The sequence below is a fragment of the Clostridium frigidicarnis genome, from assembly GCF_900111985.1.
Lineage (GTDB): Bacteria > Bacillota > Clostridia > Clostridiales > Clostridiaceae > Clostridium_Z > Clostridium_Z frigidicarnis.
Genome location: NZ_FOKI01000008.1, coordinates 62,235 through 86,687 on the forward strand (window position 1 = coordinate 62,235; position 24,453 = coordinate 86,687).

The window sequence follows — 24,453 nt, forward strand, 5'->3', positions numbered from 1 at the left end:
TGTTTTATACTTTCAAAAATTTTTTTAAATTAAAAGTGTGTAAGCATAGTTCTACTAATGATTTCATCTTGAACATCTTTACATAACTCAACGAAGAATGCACTATATCCAGCAACACGAACAATTAAATCACGGTATTGATCTGGGTGCTTTTGTGCTTCTATTAAAGTATTGTTATCTAAATAGTTAAACTGTACTTCTCCAAGCTGAAGGGCACATGCACTACGTAATAATGTAATGATTCCCTCTTCACCTTCTTTTGTATCAAGAAGACCAGATATTAACTTAAAGTTATGAACCATACCTATATTCATATCCTCACAAGACATCTTAGAAATAGACTTAATTATAGAAGTAGGCCCCTTATAATCAGCTCCTTGTGATGGACTTATACCATCTGATAAAGGCATCCAAGCTCTACGTCCATTTGATGTAGCCCCAGTCAGTTGTCCAAATGGAGTATTGTTAGAGATTGATAAAGTACCATGGCTAAGTACTGAATATAATGTCTTATATTTACGGTGCTCTCTTTCAGTAAAGTTAATTAAATCAGCAGCAATGTAATCTGCGTAGTCATCATCATTACCATACTTAGGTGCTTCTAAACAATCTTTTCTTAATTTTTCATATCCAACAAAATCAGCTTTTAGTGCTTCATTCATTTCTTCTAACGTATATTTTTTCTCTTCAAATACTAATTTCTTTATAGCTGCCATAGAGTCTGTGTAAGTAGCAAGACCACTCCATACTACTCCTGGTCCGAAGTTATACATAGCTCCACCTGCTTCTACGCCTCTACCATTTTCCATACATCCTTCATACATCATAGACATAAGTGGCTTTGGTGCAAGCTCTCTGTGAACACGTTGAGAAATTACTGTAGCAACACTTGTCCATTTAGTAATATATTTAATTTGTTGTTTAACAGCTTCTTCAAATTGTTCGTAAGTTTTGAAATTACTTAAGTCTCCATTATCTGGACATACTTGCTTACCATACCATAGTGGTACACCATGATTAAGAGTAAGTTCTATACATATAGGCCATTGAGTATATCCTGTAGAAGTCCATTGATATAGTCTTCCTGATTTCTGTGGTTCAACGCATCCCATTAAACAGTAATCTCTTGCATCCTCTATAGAAACACCCTTGGCTAACATCATTTTTATGTGAACATCGTCAAAGTGACATGCTGGGAATCCCATACCTGCACGAATAACTTCAACTATCTTTTTAAGATATTTATGTGGTGATGCTTTGTGTATACGGCAAGCTAAAGATGGTTGATATATCTTAACATGACGAACTGCATCCATTAAAAGGTAAGTTAATTCGTTTGTAGCATCACGACCCTCTCTAGTAACACCACCTAAACACATGTTAACAAATGGCTGATAACCTGCGAAGAATTTAGAACCACCTTCACTTGTTATCCACATCATTTCTGACATCTTTATAAGCATACAACCTGATAATTCAAATGCTTCAAAATCAGTCATACGTCCTGATTCTATATCAGCTTTATAGAATGGGTACATATATTGGTCAACACGTCCTATAGACATACCTGTTTGATTTTCCTCAACTACAAGTAATGATTCTACAGTCCAAACTGCTTGAATAGCTTCCCAGAAAGTCCTTGGCTTATGTGCTGGAACTCTAGCATTTACTTCAGAAATCTTTTGTAACTCTGCTTTACGCTTAGGGTTAGTTTCTTTTGCAGCTAATTCAGCAGCATAATCTGACATACGTTTAGCATATATCATAACACCTTCAGCAGTGTCAATTATTGATTTATAAAAATAAATTTTATCAATGTCTTCTGGCTTTTCATAGCTAAGCTCAGCTAATTTTTCTTGTGCTTCTCTTTTTATGTCAAGCATACCCTTTTTCATTAAGATAACATCATACCCTGGGTTAGAATCTCCTCCACCATTTACTGCATGATATGAACAGTCTGAAACAAAAGATTCTCCTGAAAGTTCCCATACTCCAGCTTCACGATATTGGTTTTCGCAGTATTCATCTACTGATTTACTATTCCAGAATGGAAATAACTCTTCACGCATAACTTTTTTATCTTCTTCTGAAATATAGAATGGGTCTTGTGGACGAGTTCCTATTGTATCAATTTCATCATCCATCCATCTCCAAGCTATATCAGGAGAAAATGCTCCTGCACGAGGTTTTCCATTTGGGGCTCCCACTATAATCTCATTGTCTTGAATTACTAATGGTGCAGTTTCACAACAATATTTAAAACATTTACCACGTAAAACTGATTTAGGAATACCAGGGTTTTCTTTAGCTATTTTAGTGATAGCTCTTGCACGATGAGTTGTTATAGATGGAACATGCTTTAAGTAAGTTTCCTTTAACTTAACTAAACGCTCTGTTATTCCATCTGGAATTTCACCGTTGTTTTCACATACAACATTATTAGTAGTTGTTTCTTCTTTTATTATGTCTTTAGAAACTTTATTAAACATCTCCATTAATCTAGCACGTTCTTCATCAGACATGTTTTGAGTAGCTTCCTTAAGTTTATTTGAAAATTCACGAATATCCACTTTATTACCTCACATTCTTTACCTTATTTCGCATATTATCCTTTAACATATTTTATATCCTAAATATAATTTCTTATTTTAATTCATCTATAACTTTTTTCAAAATATACTCTAATAACTTAACATTATCGATTTCATTTGCATTTAATTTATCCTTTAAAACTGTACATGGAGAATCCTCTTTATTCCTTACTGTTTTAACGATTTCATCTACTTTACGAACTCCATATCCAATTTTACGCACATATATTAAATTCATAGGTGAAACATTATCCGAAGTCATTCCCTGACCTGCAGATCCACTACCTAAGGTCATTGAAGGGAATAAATTTGTAGTTGCTCCCATACTTCCAAAGGTTCCTGAGGTGTTAACCAACACTCTACCAACTGGCTTCTTTAATGCAAATTGATGAATAACTTCTTCATCCGTTGAATGTATAACAAGTGTATGTCCATATCGCTCGCTTAGTAACAATTCTATACACTTTTCACAAGCATGCATCCAGTCATCTTCTATATAAAATGCTAACACTGGACAAAGTTTTTCTCTTGAATAAGAGTTGTTTTTGGAAACAAACTTTTGTTCTGAAATAAGAACTCTAACGTCTTGATGAACGATAAAACCAGCCTTCTTAGCTAAAAATTGTGGTGATTTACCAACCATCTCTAAATCAGGGCTTCCATCTTTATAAAAAAACAATGCTCCCAACTTTTCAGCTTCATCTTCTGTCATAAAGTACCCACCATTTTTATGAAGCTCTTGTTTTACTTCAGCTACAATACAACTATCAACAACAATTGATTGTTCAGCGGCAGAAACAACTCCATAATCAAAGTTCTTGCTATCAATAATATCCTTAACAGCCTGTTCTATATCAGCTGTACGCTCTATAAATGCCGGACCATTTCCATTACCGCCATAAATTACCGGTTTACCAGTTCTATAGGCTGAATCAAGCATTTCTGGAACTCCAGTATTAATTATAAGTGAGGCATCTCTATGATTCATAAGTTCTAATGAACCACCTAGTGTTACTGTATGCAAATATGCAATGGCACCTTCTGGAAGTCCCACCCCTTCTGCAGCTCGAATTAAAATATCAATTGTTTTAGAAATTGTATTTTTAGCCCTTGGATGAGGTGAAAATATAATTGCATTTCCTGCTTTAATTGCAATTAAAGCCTTATATATTGTTGTAGAAACTGGACTCGTTGCAGGAGGAAAAGCTATAATAACACCAACTGGCACTCCAACATCCTTTGTTCTATTGTCTTTATCATCCTTAATGATACCTACACAATTCATACCTCTAAGTCTATTTTTCAGATAATTACACACAAAGTCATTTTTGATATATTTATCTTCCCACTTTCCATACTCAGTTTCCTCATTAGACATTTTTGCAAGTTCCATTAAATGTTTCTCAATCTCTTCGGTCATATGTTCAACTATCTCATCGAGTTTTTCTTGTGGGAAGGTTGCTAATTTTCTTTGTGCCTCACGAGCATTTTCAACAAGAATTCTCGCTTCCTGCATGGAGAGTAAATCGTTATCAATAATATTCATTTTTCTCTCCCCCTTTCCTTAGAAAAATTTTCACTTTTTTATTCTGGTATAAGATTTGTAATGTCATAACGTTTTATTATTTTTTCAAGATCTTGATGTGGTCTTGGGATAACCATTGAACTATAAAGGTTTCCACCTTCCATTCCTTCCACTGCTGAAACGCCTGCATCTACTGCTGCTTTACAAGCACCCACATCACCACGAACTAATACAGTTATATAACCTGATGCAACATTTGCATATCCTTCAAGTTCAACGTTTGCAGCTTTGCACATAGCATCTGCTGCCTCTAAAGCAAAAACTAAACCAAAAGTTTCAACTAGTCCTAAAGCTTCATATCTTGCCATATGTATATCCTTTCCTTTCCATGTTTTATAAATCAATATCGTGTACTGAAACAATATCCCCAACTTGTTTAATAGGACGTGGCATAACATTGTGTGCTGTTAATTTACCAATAGCTGCTGCTGCTTTAGCACCTGCTTCTACGGCAGATTTTACTGCCCCAACATCCCCTTTTACCATAATGGTTACAAGAGTTGAACCAATATTTTCATATGAAATTAATTCAACATTAGCTGCTTTAAGCATTTGATCTGCAGCCTGAAGTGCAGGAACTAATCCTATTGTTTCTACAAGCCCCAAAGCCTCATTTCCATAATATCTCATTGACAATTCCTCCTCCCTGGTTTTAGCTCATACATACTTTTATTAAATCACACACATTCTATTTATTATCTTGCAGAAAAAATAACACACTTTCAATTGCAAAAATTTTCAAACAATTGTGTTGTGAAGTATTTTATTAAGATTAAAATTTTATCCTAATTAACTACAATCTTAAGAGCTTTATTCTATAAAAAATTACCCTTATTATAATGTTAAAAGTTAATCTCTAATATATTTATTAATTGTAGCAGCTCCTTCTTCATGTGCATGATAATAAACCATTAACTCCTTATTTTTATCTAATTCAAATCTTGTTTCCTCAATAAGTCCATTTGCTTCTGCTGTCATTAAAGCATTAACTACAGCATTCTTTTTCAACGCTTTAAAATTTCCATATTCCCCTTTTAATCCATTTATAACATCATAAGCACAAGCTTCTTCAACTTTAGTAAAATATTTTAAAATTGCGTAATTAAGCGGCTTCATCTATTTAAACCTCCTCTTTTTTTCTTCTTAATAAATCAAGTGGATTCATAGATATTGTAAGAATACCAAACATCATTACTATAGCTCCAAGCCAAGCAACTGAAGGTAAAGACCATCCATCCATTCCACCATATACTCCTAATAACAATAAGCAGAATAATGGTCCAAAGAATGAATATGTACCATTACATGCAGTACCAAGACCTGCTCCACACATACTATTCCCAGCATACCATGACATAAATGTGATAAATGATAAAAGACCACTTAAAGCAAACCAAATCATTGCAGGACCACTTGTAAATGCTTGCATAGCAAGATCAACAGAAATATTTACTCCACCAGCCATCATTCCAAAAACAGGAACTAAGATAAATAGATTTGCTATTCCTGATGTTACTTGACGAATACAAATACCAATTTCTGGGTCAATCATCGCTGTACCATATCCAGCAACACAACCTTCAAATCCCCATCCAAGAGCTGCAATAATAGCTATTAAAAGACCAATAACAGTGCTTTTTGAAGCACCACCGCTAAAGCCTGTACTACCAATTAAAAAACTGGCAAATACACATACTCCAATACCGAATGCCATACGTTTATTTAATTCCTGCTTATATAAAATTTTACCTAATATAGCAGCAATAGCAGGACAAAGAGCTGATATTGGAACAACTATTGATCCAGCCATTTGAAGAGCTATAACATAAGCAGTACCAGCTATAGGTCCTCCGATAAGAGCTGCTAATATCATGATACGTCCTGGGGCCGTATTGATGCATCTTAAAAAATCTCTAAATTTACCTTTAACTAGTGCATATGACAGAGCCCAAATAGCACTGCATGTGTCATTTATTGCATTAGCAAGTGCTGCAAGTAAGTATGCTACAACAAATGCTGATAAGCCAGCTGTGTTAGAACCATACCAATCCCCCCAAACTCCTTTAGTCATACCCATCGTTAAAAATGCAGTATACAATCCATAGGCAAGTCCTGAAAATAAAGCTAGGGATATACCCTTTTTGAAGAAATTGCTTGATAATTTCTTTTTTGCAGCAATTGCTTCTAAACTTACTGTTTCTGAAACCTCATACATAAAATGAAACTCCCTTCAATATAATAATTTCTTGTATATTAATAATTAATTATACTCTTGTAAACTCTACATTATAATCTTGTAAATTTTACATTATAGTATTGAGCTTTTTAATAAATTAATTAAAAATGTCCTTAACCAATATATGTTTTAGATTGTTATAATTTGGAGCATTTTATTTTCGAAGCATTGAACACCTTTTCATTTGATATCTCATAAGTGTTTTATTTGTTCTCAAGTAAATTATATTCCTTTCCCTTTAGGGTAAAGTCAACATATATTTTCCAAAAATATTTAAAATCTTATAAATTTAGCTTCACTTCAAAATTAACAAATAATTACAAACTATTTGTAACGTTAGTTATACTAGGTTTTTCATATGATAATGTACGTATAGATTGAATTTTATGAAGACAATAAATATACTTTTAATTGACTCTTATAAAACAATAAATATTTTTTCTTTTAATAATATTAAAATTTTTCAAACAATTAGTCTTATTATCCTTTTATACCTTCCCCTAAGGTCAATGTTTTTTTATAAAATTAATTTTCTCTCTTAACTTTAACTAAAATTTCTGTTACAAATTTATCCATATTTTTAGTTGTCCAATAATCTGTTACATATCTTTCATATGATTCTTCAGAACATATGTAACCATGACCTTTCGTCCACTCTTGTATTTTTTTATATGTTTCATTAATTGTTTCATGAGTTCCTATATGATAACAAGCAACTGCCATCCAGCCACCAAATTCTATAATTACTTCCTCTTTACACTTTAAAATAGTCTCTTGCATTATTTTTATCTTATTACATTTTCCATTAATTTTGTCCTCAAAAGATGGAAAACATATAATTACAGGTCCTGTTACTGCATTATTTATACTATCTATATAATTATTAAATTCTATATTAATTATAGAATCCATATAATCGTATTCAAAACTTTGATTTAAAAAGGTTAAATTATGACTATTTATATATTTCACAGCCACATCACAGACATTGTTTTCGATTACCATCTGTGCTTCAACTATGAGATTATGCCAATCTTTAATGGATCTTTTTTTTAAGTTTATTTCCTTCTCAAGTTCATTTAATTCATCAATTTTTTTTCTAAACCTTTTATCAAAAAAATCATAGGTTGTCCCTTTTAAGAATCCTCTCATTTCCTCAAGCTTAAATCCACTCTGCTTATAATACTTTATCATTGGTACAGCTAATAAATTTTTCTTGCTATAATATCTGTAACCACTTTCATTAGCTACTTTATCAGGAGATAATATGCCCATTTTGTCATAATATCTTAATGCCTTCGTCGTTATCTGGCATATTTCCCCTACTTTCCCTATTGTATATAATTCTTCACTCATATTAATCTCTCCTTTTTGTCATTATTTTTAATTATACTTTATATTAGCTAATTTTTTAACATTTTGCAAAAAATAAAAAAGCCACCCATTAATGAGTGGCTTAAAATACAATATTTTATCCTAAAATTTCATCTAAAAGTTTTAATAAATCTTCACTTGTTGCTTCTCTAGGATTTGCAGTTGTACAAATATCATTAAGAGCTGCAGTAACAATTTCATCTATTGATGCTTGGGCTAAATTCATGTCAGCACCTTGTTCTTTCAATGTTTTTGGAATCATCAATGTCTTTTGAAGTTCTACAATACTTCTAATTAAATTATTAACACCGATATATACATTTGGTGCATGTAATTTCAATAATTTTGCAAGTCTTTGATATTTTTTAGCTGCTATGTTATATTCACACTTTAAAGTATCTTTATTTAAATCAGCATTATATTCAATTACGTAAGGAAGTATTATTGCATTACTTCTTCCATGAGAAATATGTAATTTACCCCCCACAGCATGAGCTAAACTATGAGTAATTCCAAGTCCAGCTGCATTAAACGCCATACCAGCAAGGCATGATGCATTGTGAAGTTTTTCTCTTGCTACTATATCATTTCCATCAACATAAGCCTGTGGTAAAAATCTAAAAGCTAAAGTTAAGGCCTTTTCTGCAAGAGCATCTGAAAAATCAGTAGCATTCTTTGAAACATAAGCCTCTATAGCATGTGTGATTACATCCATTCCTGTATCAGCAGTTATAGCCTTAGGTACAGTCTTTACAAGTTCAGGATCAAGAATAGCAACCGTTGGAAGAAGAGATTTATCTGCAAGAGCATATTTTAATCCTTCTTGTTTGTCTGTAATTACTGCATATTCAGTTACCTCAGAACCTGTACCACTTGTAGTAGGTATAGCATAAAATTCTTCTATAGAAGAAACCTCTCCAGTAATTTTTTTTGCATATTCTCTTATAGCCTTAGCTCCATCAATTGATGAACCTCCACCAAGAGCTATCATAATTTGTGCATTACAACTTTGAAACTTTTTAATACCAGCAGCAATAATTTCTACAGATGGATCAGGTACAATATCACTATATATAGCTACTTCACAGTCAACAAACTTTTCTTGTATTTTTGTAGCCATACCTGAAGTTTCCATAAATTTATCACATACAATCAATACTCTCTTATTTTTAATTTCATTTAGTCTATCTAAAGAACCTTGTCCAAAATAGACCTTTGTATTAATACTAAATTCTTTCATATCCATTTTCTCCTATTTAAAAAAATATTTAAGATATGAATGAATTGGTTATTCTTTAACTTAAATATAAAATTAATCCAAAATTATAACAATCAAAGTAAGTTTATAATAAACTTACTTAATGTATTATATCAATATTATATTAATAATACAATATTGATATAATATTAGTTTATTATACAATAAAAACAGTTCCCACCTATTATCTGAGAACTGCTTTATTTTTAGTGTTCCATCGTATACTTATTCCGTGTTATCCTGAACCTAATTAATTAAGTTTATTTGCATTTTCATACATACATTCCATAACTTAATTTAACTTCTTACTATTTAGGTCCAAAATTTTCTATAACTAATATAAGCCAATCATTTTCTGGATTTTCTATCCAATTATACTGAATATTAAGTTCTTTTAACCAAGCATTAAGTCCATGACTTTTTTTGCTTACATTAGGAGATTTTCTTCCAAACTCTTCTTTTATTTTTTCTAACAATTCAATTTGATCATCTTTATCTAATTCCTTACCTAATAGTTCTCTTATTATTTCACAACAACTTTCATATGACTTCTTATCTTCACAGTATAATTCGTCTGCTAATCCTTGTCTTTTTTTGTTTAAGTCGTCAATAATTTGGTTTATTTCCATTATGTTTGCTAAATATTTTTTAGCTACTCTTAAAGCTTCAATATCATTATCTATTCTATTAATAGCCTTTTCTAATTTTTCATATCTCATATGTATGTCTCACTTTACATCTTTATTTGTTATCTATTATCTATAGATAACTTGTCTATTATACACCTTTTTCTCATTACAGTCACATTTTTATTTTTATATACCCCTTATACACTTGTTATCAAGTGATTCTTAGCTAAAATAAACACTTTAATTTTTGAGACTTTTGCTTATACTATTTGTTTTTCACTAATAATCCTATATTTTTTATATAGAAAGGAAACCATATAACTAATTAAGCAATAAATTTCTTATATAAATAAACTTGTTTCTTTACAAATATAAAATCTATAAAGGATTGAATTTCTAATGAATAACAAAAACAATAAACCAACTATTTGGATAGCAATATTATTTGAAATAATATTAATAATTACATCTATTGAAAGTATTTCGTCAAAACAATGGAATACTTTAATCTTATCACTCTTGGCCATTGCATGTATTATACTCCCTTTTATAATTACTCACATTGCTAATACAAAAAATTTAATATTACCTTATAGCTTTAAATTAATATCATTATTATTTATTTTCCTCTCACTATACTTTGGAGAAATAAAAAAATTCTATGTTATATTCTGGTGGTGGGATTTACTTCTTCATTCTATATTTGGTATATATGCAGTTATTATTGCATTGCATTTAATACAAGGAATTATTATAAAAGATACAGCAGTAACTGAAAAAAAATTTGGTATTTTTATTATAGTATTTGCATTTAGTTTTTCAATTACTTTAGGTACTCTCTGGGAAATGTTTGAGTTCTTAGGCGATTATCTATTCAATTTAAATATGGTAAATGGTGGACTTGAAGATACAGCATCAGATCTGCTTATAAAAATCTTATCTGCTTTTATTACTACGATAATATATTATTATCGTAACTTTAGGAACAAAAAACAACCATTATCTTTATTATTTATTTTCTTAACTCCTAGTAAATTATAAATTTAAAAATATATTTTATTATATATTAAACCTATGAAACAGGAGAAAAACATATAAAAAATGTAAAGATATAATTAAATAGTTTAAAGCACCATTTTTTTATTTAATGGTGCTTTTTAGTGGTATTTACAATTCATTTGAAAGCTTGCTTAACAATTTTGCTGTCTCATTTAACCTATTAATAGCTCCAGTCATATCCTCTAAAGATTTTACTTGCTTTTCAGATATCTCATCAACATTAGTAACCTTACTATTAATCTTATCTATAGAGTTAGAAATGTTTTTAATTACATCTTCAATCTTTCCAATAGACTCATTAGAAGAACTAGATAACTTTCTAATTTCTTGGGCAACAACATTAAACCCTTTTCCTTGTTCCCCAGCTCTAGCTGCCTCAATAGATGCATTTAATCCTAAAAGATTAGTTTGGGATGCTACACCCCTAATAAAGCTTACTACTCCATTTGTGTCATCAGTCATTTTATTAGCACTTTTAGCTTCATCTAATATTTCTGTATTCATTGTTGCTAATTCATTAACACCAGATGATATGTAATTTACATTCGTTACTATTTCTGATAATCCACTTATCAAGTCCGCTGTAATATTAGTTACTGCTTTCTTCTTAGAAAGACTTTTACCAATAGATATAGATCCTACTATTTTATTTCCATCTTTTAAACAAATCATATAGGACTTAAAAGCCACTCCAAGAAAATCTTCTGGAAGAACCTTAATTTCTGTTTTTCCCTTTTCCATAGCTTCCTTAACAAATTTTCCTGCTTCACTTCCTACCTTTATCTTTGCATCTATTTCCTTGCTTCCTTGATAGTATAATACTTTTTCCCTATCAGTTAGCATTAATTCTATGTCGTTATCAAAAAAGGTATTAATACATGGAATTGCTGTATAAATACTATTTAATATTTCATTATCTATTTTTTCATTAACCATCAGTATCCGCCCCTTATTTTTGTCTCTTATTAAGGATACTATATTTTTTTAATAACGTAAACCTTCCACTGTAAAACCAACACATCTTTCATAAAGCATATCATTTAGCATAGTATACTTATTAAGCATATTTAAAGCTGATATACTTATGACATTGTATTTTAATTTCCTTTTTTCCACTATTTCAAAGTTACAATTCTCTGAGAAGCATGGACTTTAAAAAAATCTACGATTTCACTTATTTAATCTTATAATTTTCCCTAATGATGACCACTATTATCTTTAGATAACAGTTTCTAGTGCTAAACAAAATAACTTTTATTTTTCTCTATATATTATATAATATATACATAATATCTTTCAGGGAGGTTTAGTTTTTTATGAATAATAGACTAACAGAAGAGAATATAAAAAATTTAAGAGAAGATTTAGACTATAGAATGACTGTAAAAAGAGCTGAAATAGCAAAGGAAAAATTAGTAGCTGCTGCACATGGTGATAGGTCAGAAAATGCAGAGTATAAAGAGGCTTGTGCAAACTATAGAGAAAATGATAATAGAATTCAATATTTATTAACTATGATTTCAACAGCAACTTTAATAGATGATAAAAATGTAGATAAATCAATATTAGGAATTAATAGTAGAGCTAGAATTAAATTTATAGAGGATGAAGATGAAGCTATTGTGACATTAGTAACTACTATGGATTTAGACCCCGAAAATATGCGTATAAGTATAGAATCAGATTTAGGAAAAGCATTATCCGACAAAAAAGTTGGAGATATAATTGAAGTTGATGCTCCAGGAGAAAAATATACAATAGAAATATTGGAAATACTAGAATAATGTAAAGACCCACGATGATATGTCGTGGGTTTAATGATTAGTATAATGCACAAAGTAAAAATCGTACTATCTCCATCGTAGATTTTATGGTTGAATCGAGATGTTACCCGTAATATCTTTAGATAAATACTTATACTTTTTTATATAATTTTAATAACATATAAAAAACAACACGAGATTTATCACATATTACACATATTGTAGATATAATAATATATAGGGATGACTCTTTTCCCTAAATTTTTTCTGTGTAGGTGATTCAAATGTCCTGTTCTGATAATAAAATTAGAAAGGAAGTATCCATACCCTATCCATTGTACCAATCAGAAAAAGGAGAATATTTCATTGGTCAGACACCAATATTAATTGGTCAAGATCAACATGCTTTAGCAGCATTAGTAAATCCAGTCACTTCAAACGTAAATATTTATGTAAATGCCATAACTGTAACAAATATTTCTGAACTTAATTTATCCGCTGAATTTTATCTTAAATCTACCTTTAACCATGGAATAATTAGTAATTTAGTTAGTTGTACTAACTTAGCTATTATTCCTGAACCAACTCCCGAAGGAGAAATTAAATATTTAGCTACAGCTACCGAACCTCCAACAGGTGGTGTAGCTATATTTAGTAGAATAGTTTCACCATATTCAACTTTAGTAATTGATGGTGGACAAATAATTATTCCACCTGGAGAATCTCTTATTGTTTATCTTGGTGGTTTCCTACCTGTTACATTTGATAGTGCAATAGTTGCCTTTGGTTGGTGGGAAGAAATAATATGCGAAGACTTCCATTGCTCTTGTTAAAGCAATTGTAACATTTACTAATATGTAAATATTAAGAATTGATGATTATTTATGGTGGAGGTAAATCACGACCTTTTAGCTCCACCATTTCCTATAAACTTTAGAAATGCACTAATATATATTATCTTCATTATAGATTGCTTAGTTTTGTAAGATTTCTAATGTCATTTGAAGAATTAAATGTCATGTTGAATATTTTTTAGCAGACATATTCTTTAAACAAATCTGGTAGTCGAAATACACAGAGGGTTTTAGCGGTGGCAATAGTCAACGCACCTATTGGGGTCAATTCACCTACTACACTCTGTTTTGATTCATCACAAAAACTTAAAATTTTTTCAGCATAAATTAAGAATTCATTACCTTCATTAGTTAAGCAAATATTCCTACCTAGACGTTCAAATAACTTACAACCAAATTCATTCTCCAACAATCGAATTTGCTCAGATATACTTGATTGAGCAAAAGTTAACCTTCTATTTCTTCAGTCAATTTTACTATCTCATCAATTATGTTACCAATATACTCTATAGTATCAAGTAGTGGCTTTTCTGTAGTTATATCTACACCAGCCATTTTAGCAAGTTCCACCGGTGTTTTAGTTCCTTCTGCTTCAAGTACAGCTCTCCAATCATCTATAGCCGGCTGTCCTTCTTTTAAAATTCTCTTGCTTACCTCTGTAGCTATAGTAAGTCCTGCACTATAAGTATAAGAGTAAAGTCCCATGTAATAATGAGGCTGTCTCATCCAAGTAAGTTCTGCCCCATCAATTATCTTAACGTCTTCTCCCCAGAATTTTTCAAGTACATCCTTCTTTATTTCATTAAGTGTTGTAGCTTGGACACTTCCGCCCTGATCAATTATATTGTATACTTCTCTCTGATAAGTAGCTTCCAAAAGGTGCGTTACAAAGTTATGATAATAGGTACATCCTATCATTGTAGATAAAACCCATCTCCTAAATCTAGGATTATCATTAACTTTCATAAGATAATTTGCCATTAAAATCTCATTCATTGTAGATGGTGATTCTACAAAATATGTGGAAACTCCTGTATCAAATATATTCTGGCTTTGATTACATAAATAAAAATGTGCTGCATGTCCCAGTTCATGAGCTAATACAAAGACCTCTTTCATTTTGTCAGTCCATGAAATTAAAACAAAAGGGTGACTTCCATAGGGAGTAGCGCAAAAAGCTCCTGTTGACTTTCCTTTATTTTGTACAAAATCAATCCATCTCTCATCATAAGCTTTCTTAATTATCTCCAAATAATCCTCACCTAATATAGATAAGGCTCCCTCAATATATTTCTTAGATTCCTCTACAGTTACATCAGGCTCATATCCTGGATCAACTGCAAGCTTTAAATCTGCAAAGGTCATCTCTTCTATTTTATGAATTTTCTTAAGAAGTTTAGCATACTTTCTCATATGAGGTGCTAACTTCTCCATTATTAAGTCTATCTGTCTATTATATAATTCTTTATCAACATTTTGAGTGAATAATAAACTATCTATAACAGAATCAAATCCTCTAAGGGTAGCCATTGTTTTTTCTCGTTGCACTTGAGTTTGATATGCAGCTGCTACAGTATTCTGATATTCTCTTAATTTAGAAGAAAATGCTTCAAAAGCAGATCTACGTACCTTTGTATCATTATCATATTCCCATTCATCTTCAAAAAGTCCAAAACTAAGAGGATACTCCACTCCGTCTACGGTAAAGTCTTTAAAATTCATATCAGCAAGCGTAGCTCTTTCATAAATATTGTAAGGAGACTCTAATGTTCCTGATAATGCAGCTAATACCCTTTCTACTTCTGGATGAAGTGCATGAGCTTTATTTCTTTTTATATCATTTAAATAATTTTTGTTTTCTTTTGATTGACTTATTGCATTGTCTATAACATTTTCATCACCTTGTATGATTTCACTGTCTATAAAACTCAACCTACTGCCAATATCAGCTTCTATATTCATAAATTTCATAAATCTGTCTTGGTTTTCATTGTCAGTATGATCCACTGAAACTGCAAGGTTTCCATAATATGATGTAAGGTGCATAAGCTGATTTACCTTTCTTATTTTATCCAAGCAATCATTAATACTTTCTGGGGTATTTAGCTTTCCTTTATAATCTTTTTCTATCTCCCAAACAAGCTCTTTCAAATCTTTTACAGCTAAATTATACTGTTCTTCTGTTGCATAAATAGCAGTTAAATCCCAAGTAAGTGACTTATCTACATCTTTTCTCTCTTTTAAAATCCTCCCCATTTTAAGTCCCCCTTTATATTAAATTTGGTATTATTTACATTTTACACCTGACTGTTAATTTAGTCTATATGATTTATCTCACCTAGATACAGATAAATTAAAATCTACTATGCAATTCATTCTAGAAATTCAGTTACCACTTTCTCCTAATTCAACTGTAGCTTTATCGTGTACTAATATAAAATATTCATTAAATATCTATGTTTCCTAGTTTTTCAAAAACAGACTAGCAAATATGCCAGCCTGCTACTTTGTATAAATATTATTATTTTGTCCTTAGTTGATTTTGTTCTTATACGTGTATTGCTCATAATCTTCTTTTATATCTTAATGCTTCGTTTCTCCTTTTTAAGGATTCTCTGGATAGAATATTTGCCCTGAATAGCTGCTACTGGTAGTCCACCAGGTGGATTAAGCCATTGACCTGCAAGAACAACATTATCAATTCCTTTGATGTTCGCCGATGGATGTTTATTCTTTGCACTATATTTAGTAATCATGAAGCTCTGATTGTATCCCTTATAAGCATTACAATAGCGATGATACGTAACTGGTGTCCAAGTATCTAGAATTTTCATTTTGCCTTTATATTCTATAAATCTCTCCTCGATTTTCTTAAGCACCTTATTTGCAATTTCTTCCTTTTTACTTTGATATTCATCTTTATTTTTATATAATTCCATCCAATAATCATATGCCTCTTCTTGTAATCCAATTAGAACTTGTATGATTTGTTTTCCTTTGGGAGCAAAACTTGGTTCATAGGCATATGATTTTATACTCATCCTATCACTCATCCAATCTGCAACCTGTATATTATTACATTCAAGCATAATCTCTCCACATATTGCATCAATGTCGCTATTAACTGAAAAGGCAATTTGGAACATACCATAAACAGGATATGCTTTTCTATTTGTATACATTTCTCTTAAGATTGAATCCATATATGATTCATCAATCAAATGTCCAAACGTATAATCTGTATCACAAGAACAAATAATATAGTCCGCACTAATATGCTCTCCATTAGCCAAATTAATACCTGTTGCTTCTCCATTGTCACCTATTTCAATTTTTACAACATCAGCATTAGTGCAAATTTTACCACCTAAACTTTCAAATTTTCTTTGCATACGAAAAGCCATTGCACGTGATCCACCTCTTGGTATACCTCCATCTCCAGAAATGAAATTGCCATACATCATTGGAAATGAATATGCCAAAGAAGCCTTTGTACAGAAATCAGAAAGCATACATTTTATTAGGGGATGCTTAAAACAGTTCATCAAATCCTTTGTATCTTTTCCTTCTAACTCTTTAAATAACTTCATTGTATCTTTCATTGAACCTCCTAATTTAATATAATCTATGGCACTCATCATTTCTGGTGGCTTGTCTGCTGGAATTTTTGCATGTTCCCCTATTCTTACATATTTCATAAGTTTCTTGATTTCCATTTCATCCTCAGGAGATAAATCTATCAATTCTTTTTCAGTACGCTCAACATCTTTCCAAAAAGTTATTTTTTCACCATTGAGTTCTGAAGTGTACATTTTATCTGCTTGAATGATTTCTAAATCGTTTTCTAAAGCCCCAACATCTTTCCAGATATTATGAAGACAGGATCCTTCTTTGGTCCCAATTAGCCAATGAATACAATTGTCCACATGATAACCTTCCCTATCCCAGCCAGTGCATTCACCACCCACGATACTGTGTTTTTCATATATTTCAGCCTCGAACCCAGCCTTTAATGCGTAAACACCCGCTGTAAGACCAGAGATACCGCCGCCAACTATTACTATTTTTTTCTTTTTCATATTAACCTCCACTACAAACAAAAATAAATAATATTACAATATCAGAATGCTTTTACTTATTACTCTGCTTCCTCAGGATTTTCCTGTGCTTTAAAAATTTCATTTGCAAAATTCATGAACCCTTCGTTCTGTACAATAGCAATTCCCTGTTCTTTATCAGCAAGCAAAAGCAACGTATCTCCGGGCTTTATATCAAATAAATCCCTGGCTCCTTTTGGAATTACAATCTGACCCTTTTCACCCACTTTTACCGTACTTATAAATCTACCTTCTGGTACTTTAATATTCATATTTCTTCCTTCTTTCTTGTGCAATATGCATATTGGGTATAACTTGTATTACTTATATTACTTGTAATATTTATTATACACCTCAAATTATTATTTGTAAATATAATACATTAATATAAATATATGCAATACATGTCGCTTATTTATTACTTCACTCAAACCTGATTGCCCCTAATCCAAAGATTATCCTGTAAACTCAAAAGAATCTTTAAATGCATAAGGCACATGAAAGAAAACAACACGTACTTTTACTAATATTCTTTTTTATCTTTATATCAAATGATACATGAAAAAAAGAAGCTTGGTTATCAAGCTTCTTTTTATTTAGTAAAGTTTTTCTTATCTAGACACTCTTTTGTATTCTATTAATTAAGATTTTATAAAAATAATGTTTCTAACCCCACTTTAACCCCTTCAAGAACAACTTATTCTATTATTCTAGTACCTACTTTAATATCTGCCTTTTCGTATAACCCTTCTGAATTTAAAGTATACTCCGTTATTGCTTTTTGCATAGGATTTATAATCCAATATTCCTTAGCACCATACTTCATTTATAAATTAAATTTTGTTACAAGATCATGTCCTTGGTTACTTGGATTTAATCATACAATCCTTTTTATAAAATGTTATTCCATACTTTAATATATTTGTATAACCTTCCTCTAATAGAGGTTTATCGTACTCTTTATCCTCTATTTGTTTTAAGGCTTCATCACATTTCTTTTCTAGTTCTCGTATGTTTTTTGCTACCTTTAATTCTAAAATAACTGCAGCACCACGCCTATTAGGATATCTTATTACTATGTCACTCCTACCTTTTCCAGATTCCCTATTAGATTTTATAATATATCTTTTTATATTAACTAAAGTTCCAAGTAAGAATCCATGATAAAAGTTTTCATAAGCATCATAAAAGCTTATACTTTCTGTTAAAAGCTCTACTAATTCATTTTCAAAAGCTTCAGTGTCTCCAGTTAACATAGCATCATACATCTTAGTTAAATCACGACTTTTAACATTTGTATCAAACCAATTTAAAATTGTATTTTTATAAATTATTCTAATTTCCTCATTTGGTATAGTCAATCCTACAACTATTTCATTATCTTCATTCATTTTAACCCATGCTTTTTTTAAGTAACCTGTGAAAAACAAGAAATTCCATAAATTATCCATAGAAGTATCTATATCTCCATAAGTTATATCCTCATGTATAGGCTTTTCTATTATTTTTCCTGCAATAAGTTCTTCGATTTCTGCTTTAGTATCATCATCTGCTTTTTCTATTAAGCTTTTTACGATGCTATTTGAACTTGTATTTGCCCAATATGATATAGGAAAAGCATCCTTATCAATATATAAATCTTTCACATATTTTACAACGCTCCATGGATTATAAACTTCAGCATCCCCGAATATGTATCCATTATACCATTCTTTAACTATATCTTCTTTTCCCTCTAAGTTATAATCCTTTAGCATATTATTAACTTCTTCAGGCTTAAAACCAAAATATTCATCATAATATTTATTTAAAATTGATATTATATCTAAGTTATTAAGACCAGTAAAAATACTTTCCTTTGAAATCCTTAAGCATCCTGTTAAAACTGCAAATTCTAAGTAATCATTAGTTTTTAGTGCAGATTCAAAAAGTGATCTTATAAAATCAATCATTTCATCATAAAATCCTCTGAAAAAAGAATTTTCTAAGGGTACATCATACTCATCTATTAATATTATTACTTTTTTATTATGATATTTTTCTAAACATTGCGATAAAAATTTTATAGAAGTTACAACCTTACCTTTATTTTCTTTTTTATTGATAATATTTATATAAGCATCTTTTTCATAGCTTAATTTATCACTATTTAAAACATAATCATGTCTTTTAAATTCATCAATAATTTCATTCAATAAACATTCATAAGCTAATTCAAAGGTTGGTTGTTTTGCTGATTTTAAAGAAAGATTTATCACTGGATATTGACCCATTTGTGATGTATATTTATCACCTTCAGCCATTATTTTTAAATCTTTAAAAAGGTAAGAATTATCCTCTTTATTAGCCTCAAAAAAGTGTTTTATCATACTTATATTTAAAGTTTTTCCAAATCTTCTTGGTCTAGTAAAAAGATTTACCTTTGCTTTATTATCTATAATATCTTTAATTAATAAAGTTTTATCTACATAGTAATAATTATTTATTATTAAATCTTTAAAATTATCTACTCCTATTGGAAGGGGCTTAAAATTCATAAGTTACCTCCTAAGTATCTTTCAAACTTTTATTTTTATTATTACAGTCTATTACTATTATTATATACTATCTATTGTACCTATTAAACAAAGTATTATTTTTTCCACTTATAGCTGAAAGTTATTTAGAACCGCAGATATAAACTGTAGTATTTAAAACATAGTGTATTTATTATTTAAAATAATTTATAATTTATCAGAAATTTTGCTGTTTCATTAAATTCAATGACTCTTTACCTAAAGACGTAGATAAATAAGATCCTTAGCATATTCTATGATCTCCTGAACCCAAGCCATTAAATTCATAGAGTCTATAAAATAAGAAAGAATAGATCTTATATAAAACTCATAAACTGAATAAAATGTCTCTAAACTTATTAGTTTAGAGACTAACAAATGTGACTAAAGAGATGAATTTAATACAATATATCCACCCTTTTAGTCCTTCTTAACTTCTTAACTATTAAAATACAAGTACTAATAATCAATACTGCATAGATAATTGGAGTCTTAAATTGTGAGACATACACAAACATTCCTTTTGTAATTATTGAATTATAACCTAGATATACAAGACTTCCTCCAATAGGAACAATCATTGCTATTACCTTAATATAACTTGTAGCCATACTTGATAAATACATAGTAATAAGAGCTGTAATCACTGATAAAATATATGTTAGTACAACAGTTATAACTATATATTGATAAAAGGTTAAATCATACCAAAAGGTATGGTTATAAAATCCATTAATGTTGCAGTTATAAAACATACTTGTATTATTTCCAGCGTATAACTTAAAGGCTATAGCTATAAATAATGTAGTTAATAATAATGATGAAATTACTCCTGCAATGATTTTCTTTTTAAATAATCCTCTTCCTACAAAACTTGTATATTGTAAATATTCAACCTTATTCACTCTATCCTTTATAAATATTAGACATAGCATGAAAATTATTGAAAATAATATAATTAGAGCAAAACCACCTATAAAATTGTTATAATTATCAAATATAATATTTGTAAGTATAGATTCATTACTTTCCTTTTCGATAATTTCTAGTTCTCTATTCTCTAAAGCTTTCTTTTGACTTTTATCTATAACGCTGTCTTTATGTTCATATAACCCAATTAATGAGTCCATGCCTTGTAACTCCCAAAAAACATCTACACCTTCTTTAAAGAAGATTTTATTACTTAATTCATGTATTTCTTCATGATCTTTCTCTTGAAATTTCTTATAGGTATCTATATTCAAACTAGTAAATTCTTCTCTAGAGCTTAAATATTTATCTGCTTCTATTTCCTTTTCTTCTCTCCAAATTTTTAAATCCTTAAACTCATCCTCATCCATGGAGGTTCCATACTTATTTAGCATTTCAATCGTTATCCTATAAGTATCGCCATCAGGTCTTCCATTTGGGAAATACTCAATTTCAAATGAAGCATATAACTTATATAAAATTAAAACTCCAACAATCATAAGAAGGATCATTTTAATATTAAAAATCTTCTTAATTTCATTTATTATAATTCTCATTTATATTCTCCTCGTCTTTAAACTATACTTTCTTTTTTAAAGCTTTTTATACATACTAAAACTGCATCAAATATTCCAATGATCCATAGACTTAAATTAGTAATTTCATAAAACTTCATTGGAAATACTGCTCCTACCATCATGAACCTTAAAGCTAGATTATATGCCAAGGTATATGGTGTAAAGGATGACAAAGTAAATAACCCTTGATTACTTGATACTAATTGTGGCAATACAATTCCTATACCATAAATAACAAAAAAAACGAAAAACACCATATATGTGTTTCTTATAAATTTACATATTACAAATGTTATTCCTGAAAATATTAATTGCAATATATACATTAAAACTATTAATGAAGCTAAATATTGTATTACTGGCAAGCTCCACCAGCACATATATGGTAGTCCACTTTCCCAGTTGAAAAAGCTATTTACAGAAGTTCCCCATATTCCTGAGTAATCAAATACTGTAAAGAATATTAATAAGGTTGAAAATAAGATAACTGTAGTAAAAATCAATGTGCAAACTATAGCTGCTATTCCTTTATCCTTAATATTTTCTCTTCCCCTTTTAGAAGAATAAATATTAAGATGTGTTTTATTTTCAAACTCATAATTTAATAAAAATGTAGTAAGTAGAACCACTATTATTGCTATTTCAATATTTAATTTACCAAAAATATCTTTAAATAATAAACTGTGCATTTTATAAGGTTTTCCCATAAAAAACAAATACTTGTGTTCTTCATTTCCTTTTAATTCATTAAACCTTTTCTCAAACTTTTTATAGGTACTTCTTATCTCCTCCGCATCCGTTCCTGTTAGTCGTCCCTCTTCTATTATCCCTTCTGCAATCTTCATTATCTCTATATCATTATAAGCTACTTCTAGATTCTCAATAGAATTATAATAACCCTCTACAATACCAACTTCTTCAATGAATTTTAACTCTTTCGTCGTAAATTCACTATTAGGTGTAAATGTCCTATTAAATTCTCCTATAGTATCAAATTCTAGAGATGTCTTATCCTTAATTATTTTTTGAGCATTAGAAAATTCATCCTCATAATACACTTTAAAGTTTCCCTTCATTTCTGGAGTTATTTTATTTCCTACTTTACTTATTATTTTATTTAATACCTTTAATTCGTCCTTATTATATGACTTTTCATATATTATAAAGCCATTAAAGATTATAAATATAATGGTTAGTCCCCATAATACCTTTGAAGTAATTACCTTTTTAAACTCATGCCTAATTAATTTCATAGGCTATTTTTTCCCTTCTAAAGATTCACTATATTCATAAAGGAATAAGTCTTCTAGGTTAGGTGATACCTTTACCCAAGTATCGTTACATTCATCATTAGATACAAATCTAATTTTCATTTTCCCATCTTCCTGCTTTTCCGATAGTGCTATATGTTTATTTCTAAATTCTCTTGCATTATCAAATTCTATTTCAGTTTCATATACTTTTCCATCTATTGTTTTACATATATTTTTAATGCTGTCTTTATGTAGTATTTTGTGATCCTTTATCATAATTACTTCATTTGCAATGAACTCAATGTCTGAAACTATATGAGTTGAAACAATTACTATTCTATTTCTTGAAAGCTCACTTAAAAGATTTCTAAATCTTACTCTTTCCTTTGGATCAAGACCTGCTGTTGGTTCATCTAGTATTAGGATTTTGGGGTCATTTAAAAGTGCTTGAGCTATACCAACTCTTTGAATCATTCCCCCTGAAAATTTCTTAAGCTTCTTTTTGCTTACATCCTCAAGAGCTACTAGCTTTAGTAATTCCCTTACCCTCTCCTTAGTCTTACTTCCCTCAATTCCCTTTAAGGCTGATAAATATATTAGGAACTCCTCTGCTGTATAGTTCTTGTAATATCCAAAGTCCTGAGGTAAATATCCTAGTATGTCTCTATAACAATCATCCAATTTTATTATATTCTCCCCATCATAAAGGATTTCTCCTTTAGTTGGAAATATTAAGGTTGATAACAACTTAATCAAGGTTGTCTTTCCTGCCCCATTTGGAGCTAATAAACCATATACTCCGTTTATTAATTCTAAATTTATTTCCTCAAGAACTGTAAAATTCCCAAATTTCTTTGTTAGATTGTTAACTATTAACATCTATATCTCTCCCTTATTACTTCTAATATAAGTTAGCTTCTTTAGGCTTTTTATATAAAGTATTGTGCATATTAATGTTATTCCTAAGTGTACTACCATTGGTAGCTTTAAAAATATTATAATTGCTAATTCTTTATGAAATAAGTTTATCCATAGATTCGCTATTATCCACATAGCAACTACTATGTACTTTGAAATTCTATTCTTTATTTTTGTTGCGATATATAATAGTAAGCTTGAAAATAAGAATACTGATGATACTGAAATCCCCCAAGCTCTAAGGATGTTTATTTCTCTATTTAAAAAAAATAGCATTATTATTAATCCTGTGTTGATTAATACAGTAACTATTGAAAATGCAAACATTCTTAGTGATGCAAGCTGATATATATTATATTTACAGGTAAGTTCTAGCTCAAATGTTCCACTTTGCTTTGTTTTAAAGAATGAGTAGAATGAGTTTCCTAGGTAAATTAATGGTGAAGTACAAAACATTACTCCATATACTTGTTCTATTCTTATTTGTTCTATAGACACTATGTTAGCCGATATATTTAAGATAAATACTATGATTATTGCTGTAAGTATTAATAGTTCTTTTATGTCGTGGAATATTACCTTAAAGCCTAACTCTGTATACATGTTTTTTATATACTGGAAAAAAGTTATTTTAGGCTTTATTCCTTTATTGATTATTTCCCCTATTTCATTATCTATAAAATCTAGTTTTAGGATTTCATTCTGTGTATTTTCTAGGTTTTCTTTCCTCATTT

The 24,453-nt window shown here is 29.9% G+C and carries 23 protein-coding genes; 3 read left to right on the forward strand and 20 right to left on the reverse strand.

Features of this window, described 5'->3' with window-relative positions; all coding sequences use genetic code 11:
* Nucleotides 1-29 precede the first annotated feature (29 nt).
* The 9 genes from cutC to BM119_RS06690 form a co-directional block, all read right to left on the reverse strand.
* Nucleotides 30-2,570 (reverse strand): choline trimethylamine-lyase, encoded by a 2,541-nt coding sequence (gene cutC, locus BM119_RS06650; RefSeq protein WP_090039986.1) that lies wholly within the window; start codon nt 2,568-2,570, stop codon nt 30-32.
* Between the two features lie 73 nt (nt 2,571-2,643).
* Nucleotides 2,644-4,137 carry an aldehyde dehydrogenase family protein gene (locus BM119_RS06655; protein ID WP_090039987.1) on the reverse strand — a complete coding sequence of 498 codons (1,494 nt, stop codon included), beginning with the start codon at nt 4,135-4,137 and terminating at the stop codon, nt 2,644-2,646.
* Between the two features lie 38 nt (nt 4,138-4,175).
* Nucleotides 4,176-4,484 (reverse strand): BMC domain-containing protein, encoded by a 309-nt coding sequence (locus BM119_RS06660; RefSeq protein ID WP_090040136.1) that lies wholly within the window; start codon nt 4,482-4,484, stop codon nt 4,176-4,178.
* 25 nt (nt 4,485-4,509) lie between these two features.
* Complete coding sequence (locus tag BM119_RS06665; RefSeq protein ID WP_090039989.1) at nt 4,510-4,806, reverse strand: BMC domain-containing protein; 297 nt, start codon at nt 4,804-4,806, stop codon at nt 4,510-4,512.
* A 219-nt stretch (nt 4,807-5,025) separates the two neighbouring features.
* Nucleotides 5,026-5,292: a hypothetical protein gene (locus tag BM119_RS06670; protein WP_090039991.1), complete on the reverse strand. Its 267-nt coding sequence runs from the start codon at nt 5,290-5,292 to the stop codon at nt 5,026-5,028.
* A gap of 4 nt (nt 5,293-5,296) precedes the next feature.
* The gene (locus BM119_RS06675) at nt 5,297-6,391 is read right to left on the reverse strand and encodes a hypothetical protein (RefSeq protein ID WP_090039992.1); all 1,095 of its coding nucleotides are present in this window, start codon (nt 6,389-6,391) and stop codon (nt 5,297-5,299) included.
* 546 nt (nt 6,392-6,937) lie between these two features.
* On the reverse strand, nt 6,938-7,768 hold the full coding sequence (locus tag BM119_RS06680; RefSeq protein WP_090039996.1) for a MerR family transcriptional regulator: 831 nt from the start codon (nt 7,766-7,768) through the stop codon (nt 6,938-6,940).
* Between the two features lie 115 nt (nt 7,769-7,883).
* Nucleotides 7,884-9,026 (reverse strand): 1-propanol dehydrogenase PduQ, encoded by a 1,143-nt coding sequence (locus BM119_RS06685; RefSeq protein ID WP_090039998.1) that lies wholly within the window; start codon nt 9,024-9,026, stop codon nt 7,884-7,886.
* 326 nt (nt 9,027-9,352) lie between these two features.
* Nucleotides 9,353-9,763, reverse strand: coding sequence for a hypothetical protein (locus tag BM119_RS06690; protein WP_090039999.1), 411 nt, complete (start codon nt 9,761-9,763; stop codon nt 9,353-9,355).
* A 309-nt stretch (nt 9,764-10,072) separates the two neighbouring features.
* Between BM119_RS06690 and BM119_RS06695 the strand changes: the two genes are divergently transcribed.
* On the forward strand, nt 10,073-10,714 hold the full coding sequence (locus BM119_RS06695; protein ID WP_090040001.1) for a DUF2238 domain-containing protein: 642 nt from the start codon (nt 10,073-10,075) through the stop codon (nt 10,712-10,714).
* 126 nt (nt 10,715-10,840) lie between these two features.
* Here the strand turns inward: BM119_RS06695 and BM119_RS06700 are convergent, their stop codons facing one another.
* Nucleotides 10,841-11,668, reverse strand: coding sequence for a methyl-accepting chemotaxis protein (locus BM119_RS06700; protein WP_090040003.1), 828 nt, complete (start codon nt 11,666-11,668; stop codon nt 10,841-10,843).
* A 380-nt stretch (nt 11,669-12,048) separates the two neighbouring features.
* Between BM119_RS06700 and BM119_RS06705 the strand changes: the two genes are divergently transcribed.
* Nucleotides 12,049-12,516: a GreA/GreB family elongation factor gene (locus tag BM119_RS06705; protein ID WP_090040004.1), complete on the forward strand. Its 468-nt coding sequence runs from the start codon at nt 12,049-12,051 to the stop codon at nt 12,514-12,516.
* A 263-nt stretch (nt 12,517-12,779) separates the two neighbouring features.
* Complete coding sequence (locus tag BM119_RS06710; RefSeq protein ID WP_090040005.1) at nt 12,780-13,328, forward strand: DUF6143 family protein; 549 nt, start codon at nt 12,780-12,782, stop codon at nt 13,326-13,328.
* Nucleotides 13,329-13,527: 199 nt separating this feature from the next.
* Here the strand turns inward: BM119_RS06710 and BM119_RS20555 are convergent, their stop codons facing one another.
* The 10 genes from BM119_RS20555 to BM119_RS06760 form a co-directional block, all read right to left on the reverse strand.
* Entirely contained in the window at nt 13,528-13,761 is a 234-nt protein-coding gene (locus BM119_RS20555) for a LysR family transcriptional regulator (RefSeq protein WP_423230998.1), read from the reverse strand.
* Between the two features lie 35 nt (nt 13,762-13,796).
* Nucleotides 13,797-15,605, reverse strand: a complete 1,809-nt coding sequence (pepF, locus tag BM119_RS06720) for an oligoendopeptidase F (protein ID WP_090040008.1) — start codon at nt 15,603-15,605, stop codon at nt 13,797-13,799.
* A 320-nt stretch (nt 15,606-15,925) separates the two neighbouring features.
* Entirely contained in the window at nt 15,926-17,428 is a 1,503-nt protein-coding gene (locus BM119_RS06725) for a phytoene desaturase family protein (protein ID WP_090040010.1), read from the reverse strand.
* Between the two features lie 59 nt (nt 17,429-17,487).
* A complete protein-coding gene (locus BM119_RS06730; RefSeq protein ID WP_090040011.1) occupies nt 17,488-17,718 on the reverse strand; it encodes an AbrB/MazE/SpoVT family DNA-binding domain-containing protein in 231 nt (76 codons plus the stop codon).
* A 425-nt stretch (nt 17,719-18,143) separates the two neighbouring features.
* Nucleotides 18,144-18,272, reverse strand: coding sequence for a PDDEXK family nuclease (locus BM119_RS06735; protein ID WP_143087304.1), 129 nt, complete (start codon nt 18,270-18,272; stop codon nt 18,144-18,146).
* Between the two features lie 37 nt (nt 18,273-18,309).
* Entirely contained in the window at nt 18,310-19,983 is a 1,674-nt protein-coding gene (locus BM119_RS06740; RefSeq protein ID WP_090040013.1) for an AAA family ATPase, read from the reverse strand.
* Nucleotides 19,984-20,399: 416 nt separating this feature from the next.
* Nucleotides 20,400-21,527, reverse strand: coding sequence for a hypothetical protein (locus BM119_RS06745; RefSeq protein WP_090040014.1), 1,128 nt, complete (start codon nt 21,525-21,527; stop codon nt 20,400-20,402).
* Nucleotides 21,528-21,544: 17 nt separating this feature from the next.
* Nucleotides 21,545-22,801, reverse strand: a complete 1,257-nt coding sequence (locus BM119_RS06750; RefSeq protein WP_090040016.1) for an ABC transporter permease subunit — start codon at nt 22,799-22,801, stop codon at nt 21,545-21,547.
* A 3-nt stretch (nt 22,802-22,804) separates the two neighbouring features.
* Nucleotides 22,805-23,680: an ABC transporter ATP-binding protein gene (locus BM119_RS06755; RefSeq protein WP_090040018.1), complete on the reverse strand. Its 876-nt coding sequence runs from the start codon at nt 23,678-23,680 to the stop codon at nt 22,805-22,807.
* Nucleotides 23,681-24,451 carry a hypothetical protein gene (locus BM119_RS06760; RefSeq protein WP_090040020.1) on the reverse strand — a complete coding sequence of 257 codons (771 nt, stop codon included), beginning with the start codon at nt 24,449-24,451 and terminating at the stop codon, nt 23,681-23,683. It lies immediately after the preceding gene.
* Nucleotides 24,452-24,453 lie beyond the last annotated feature (2 nt).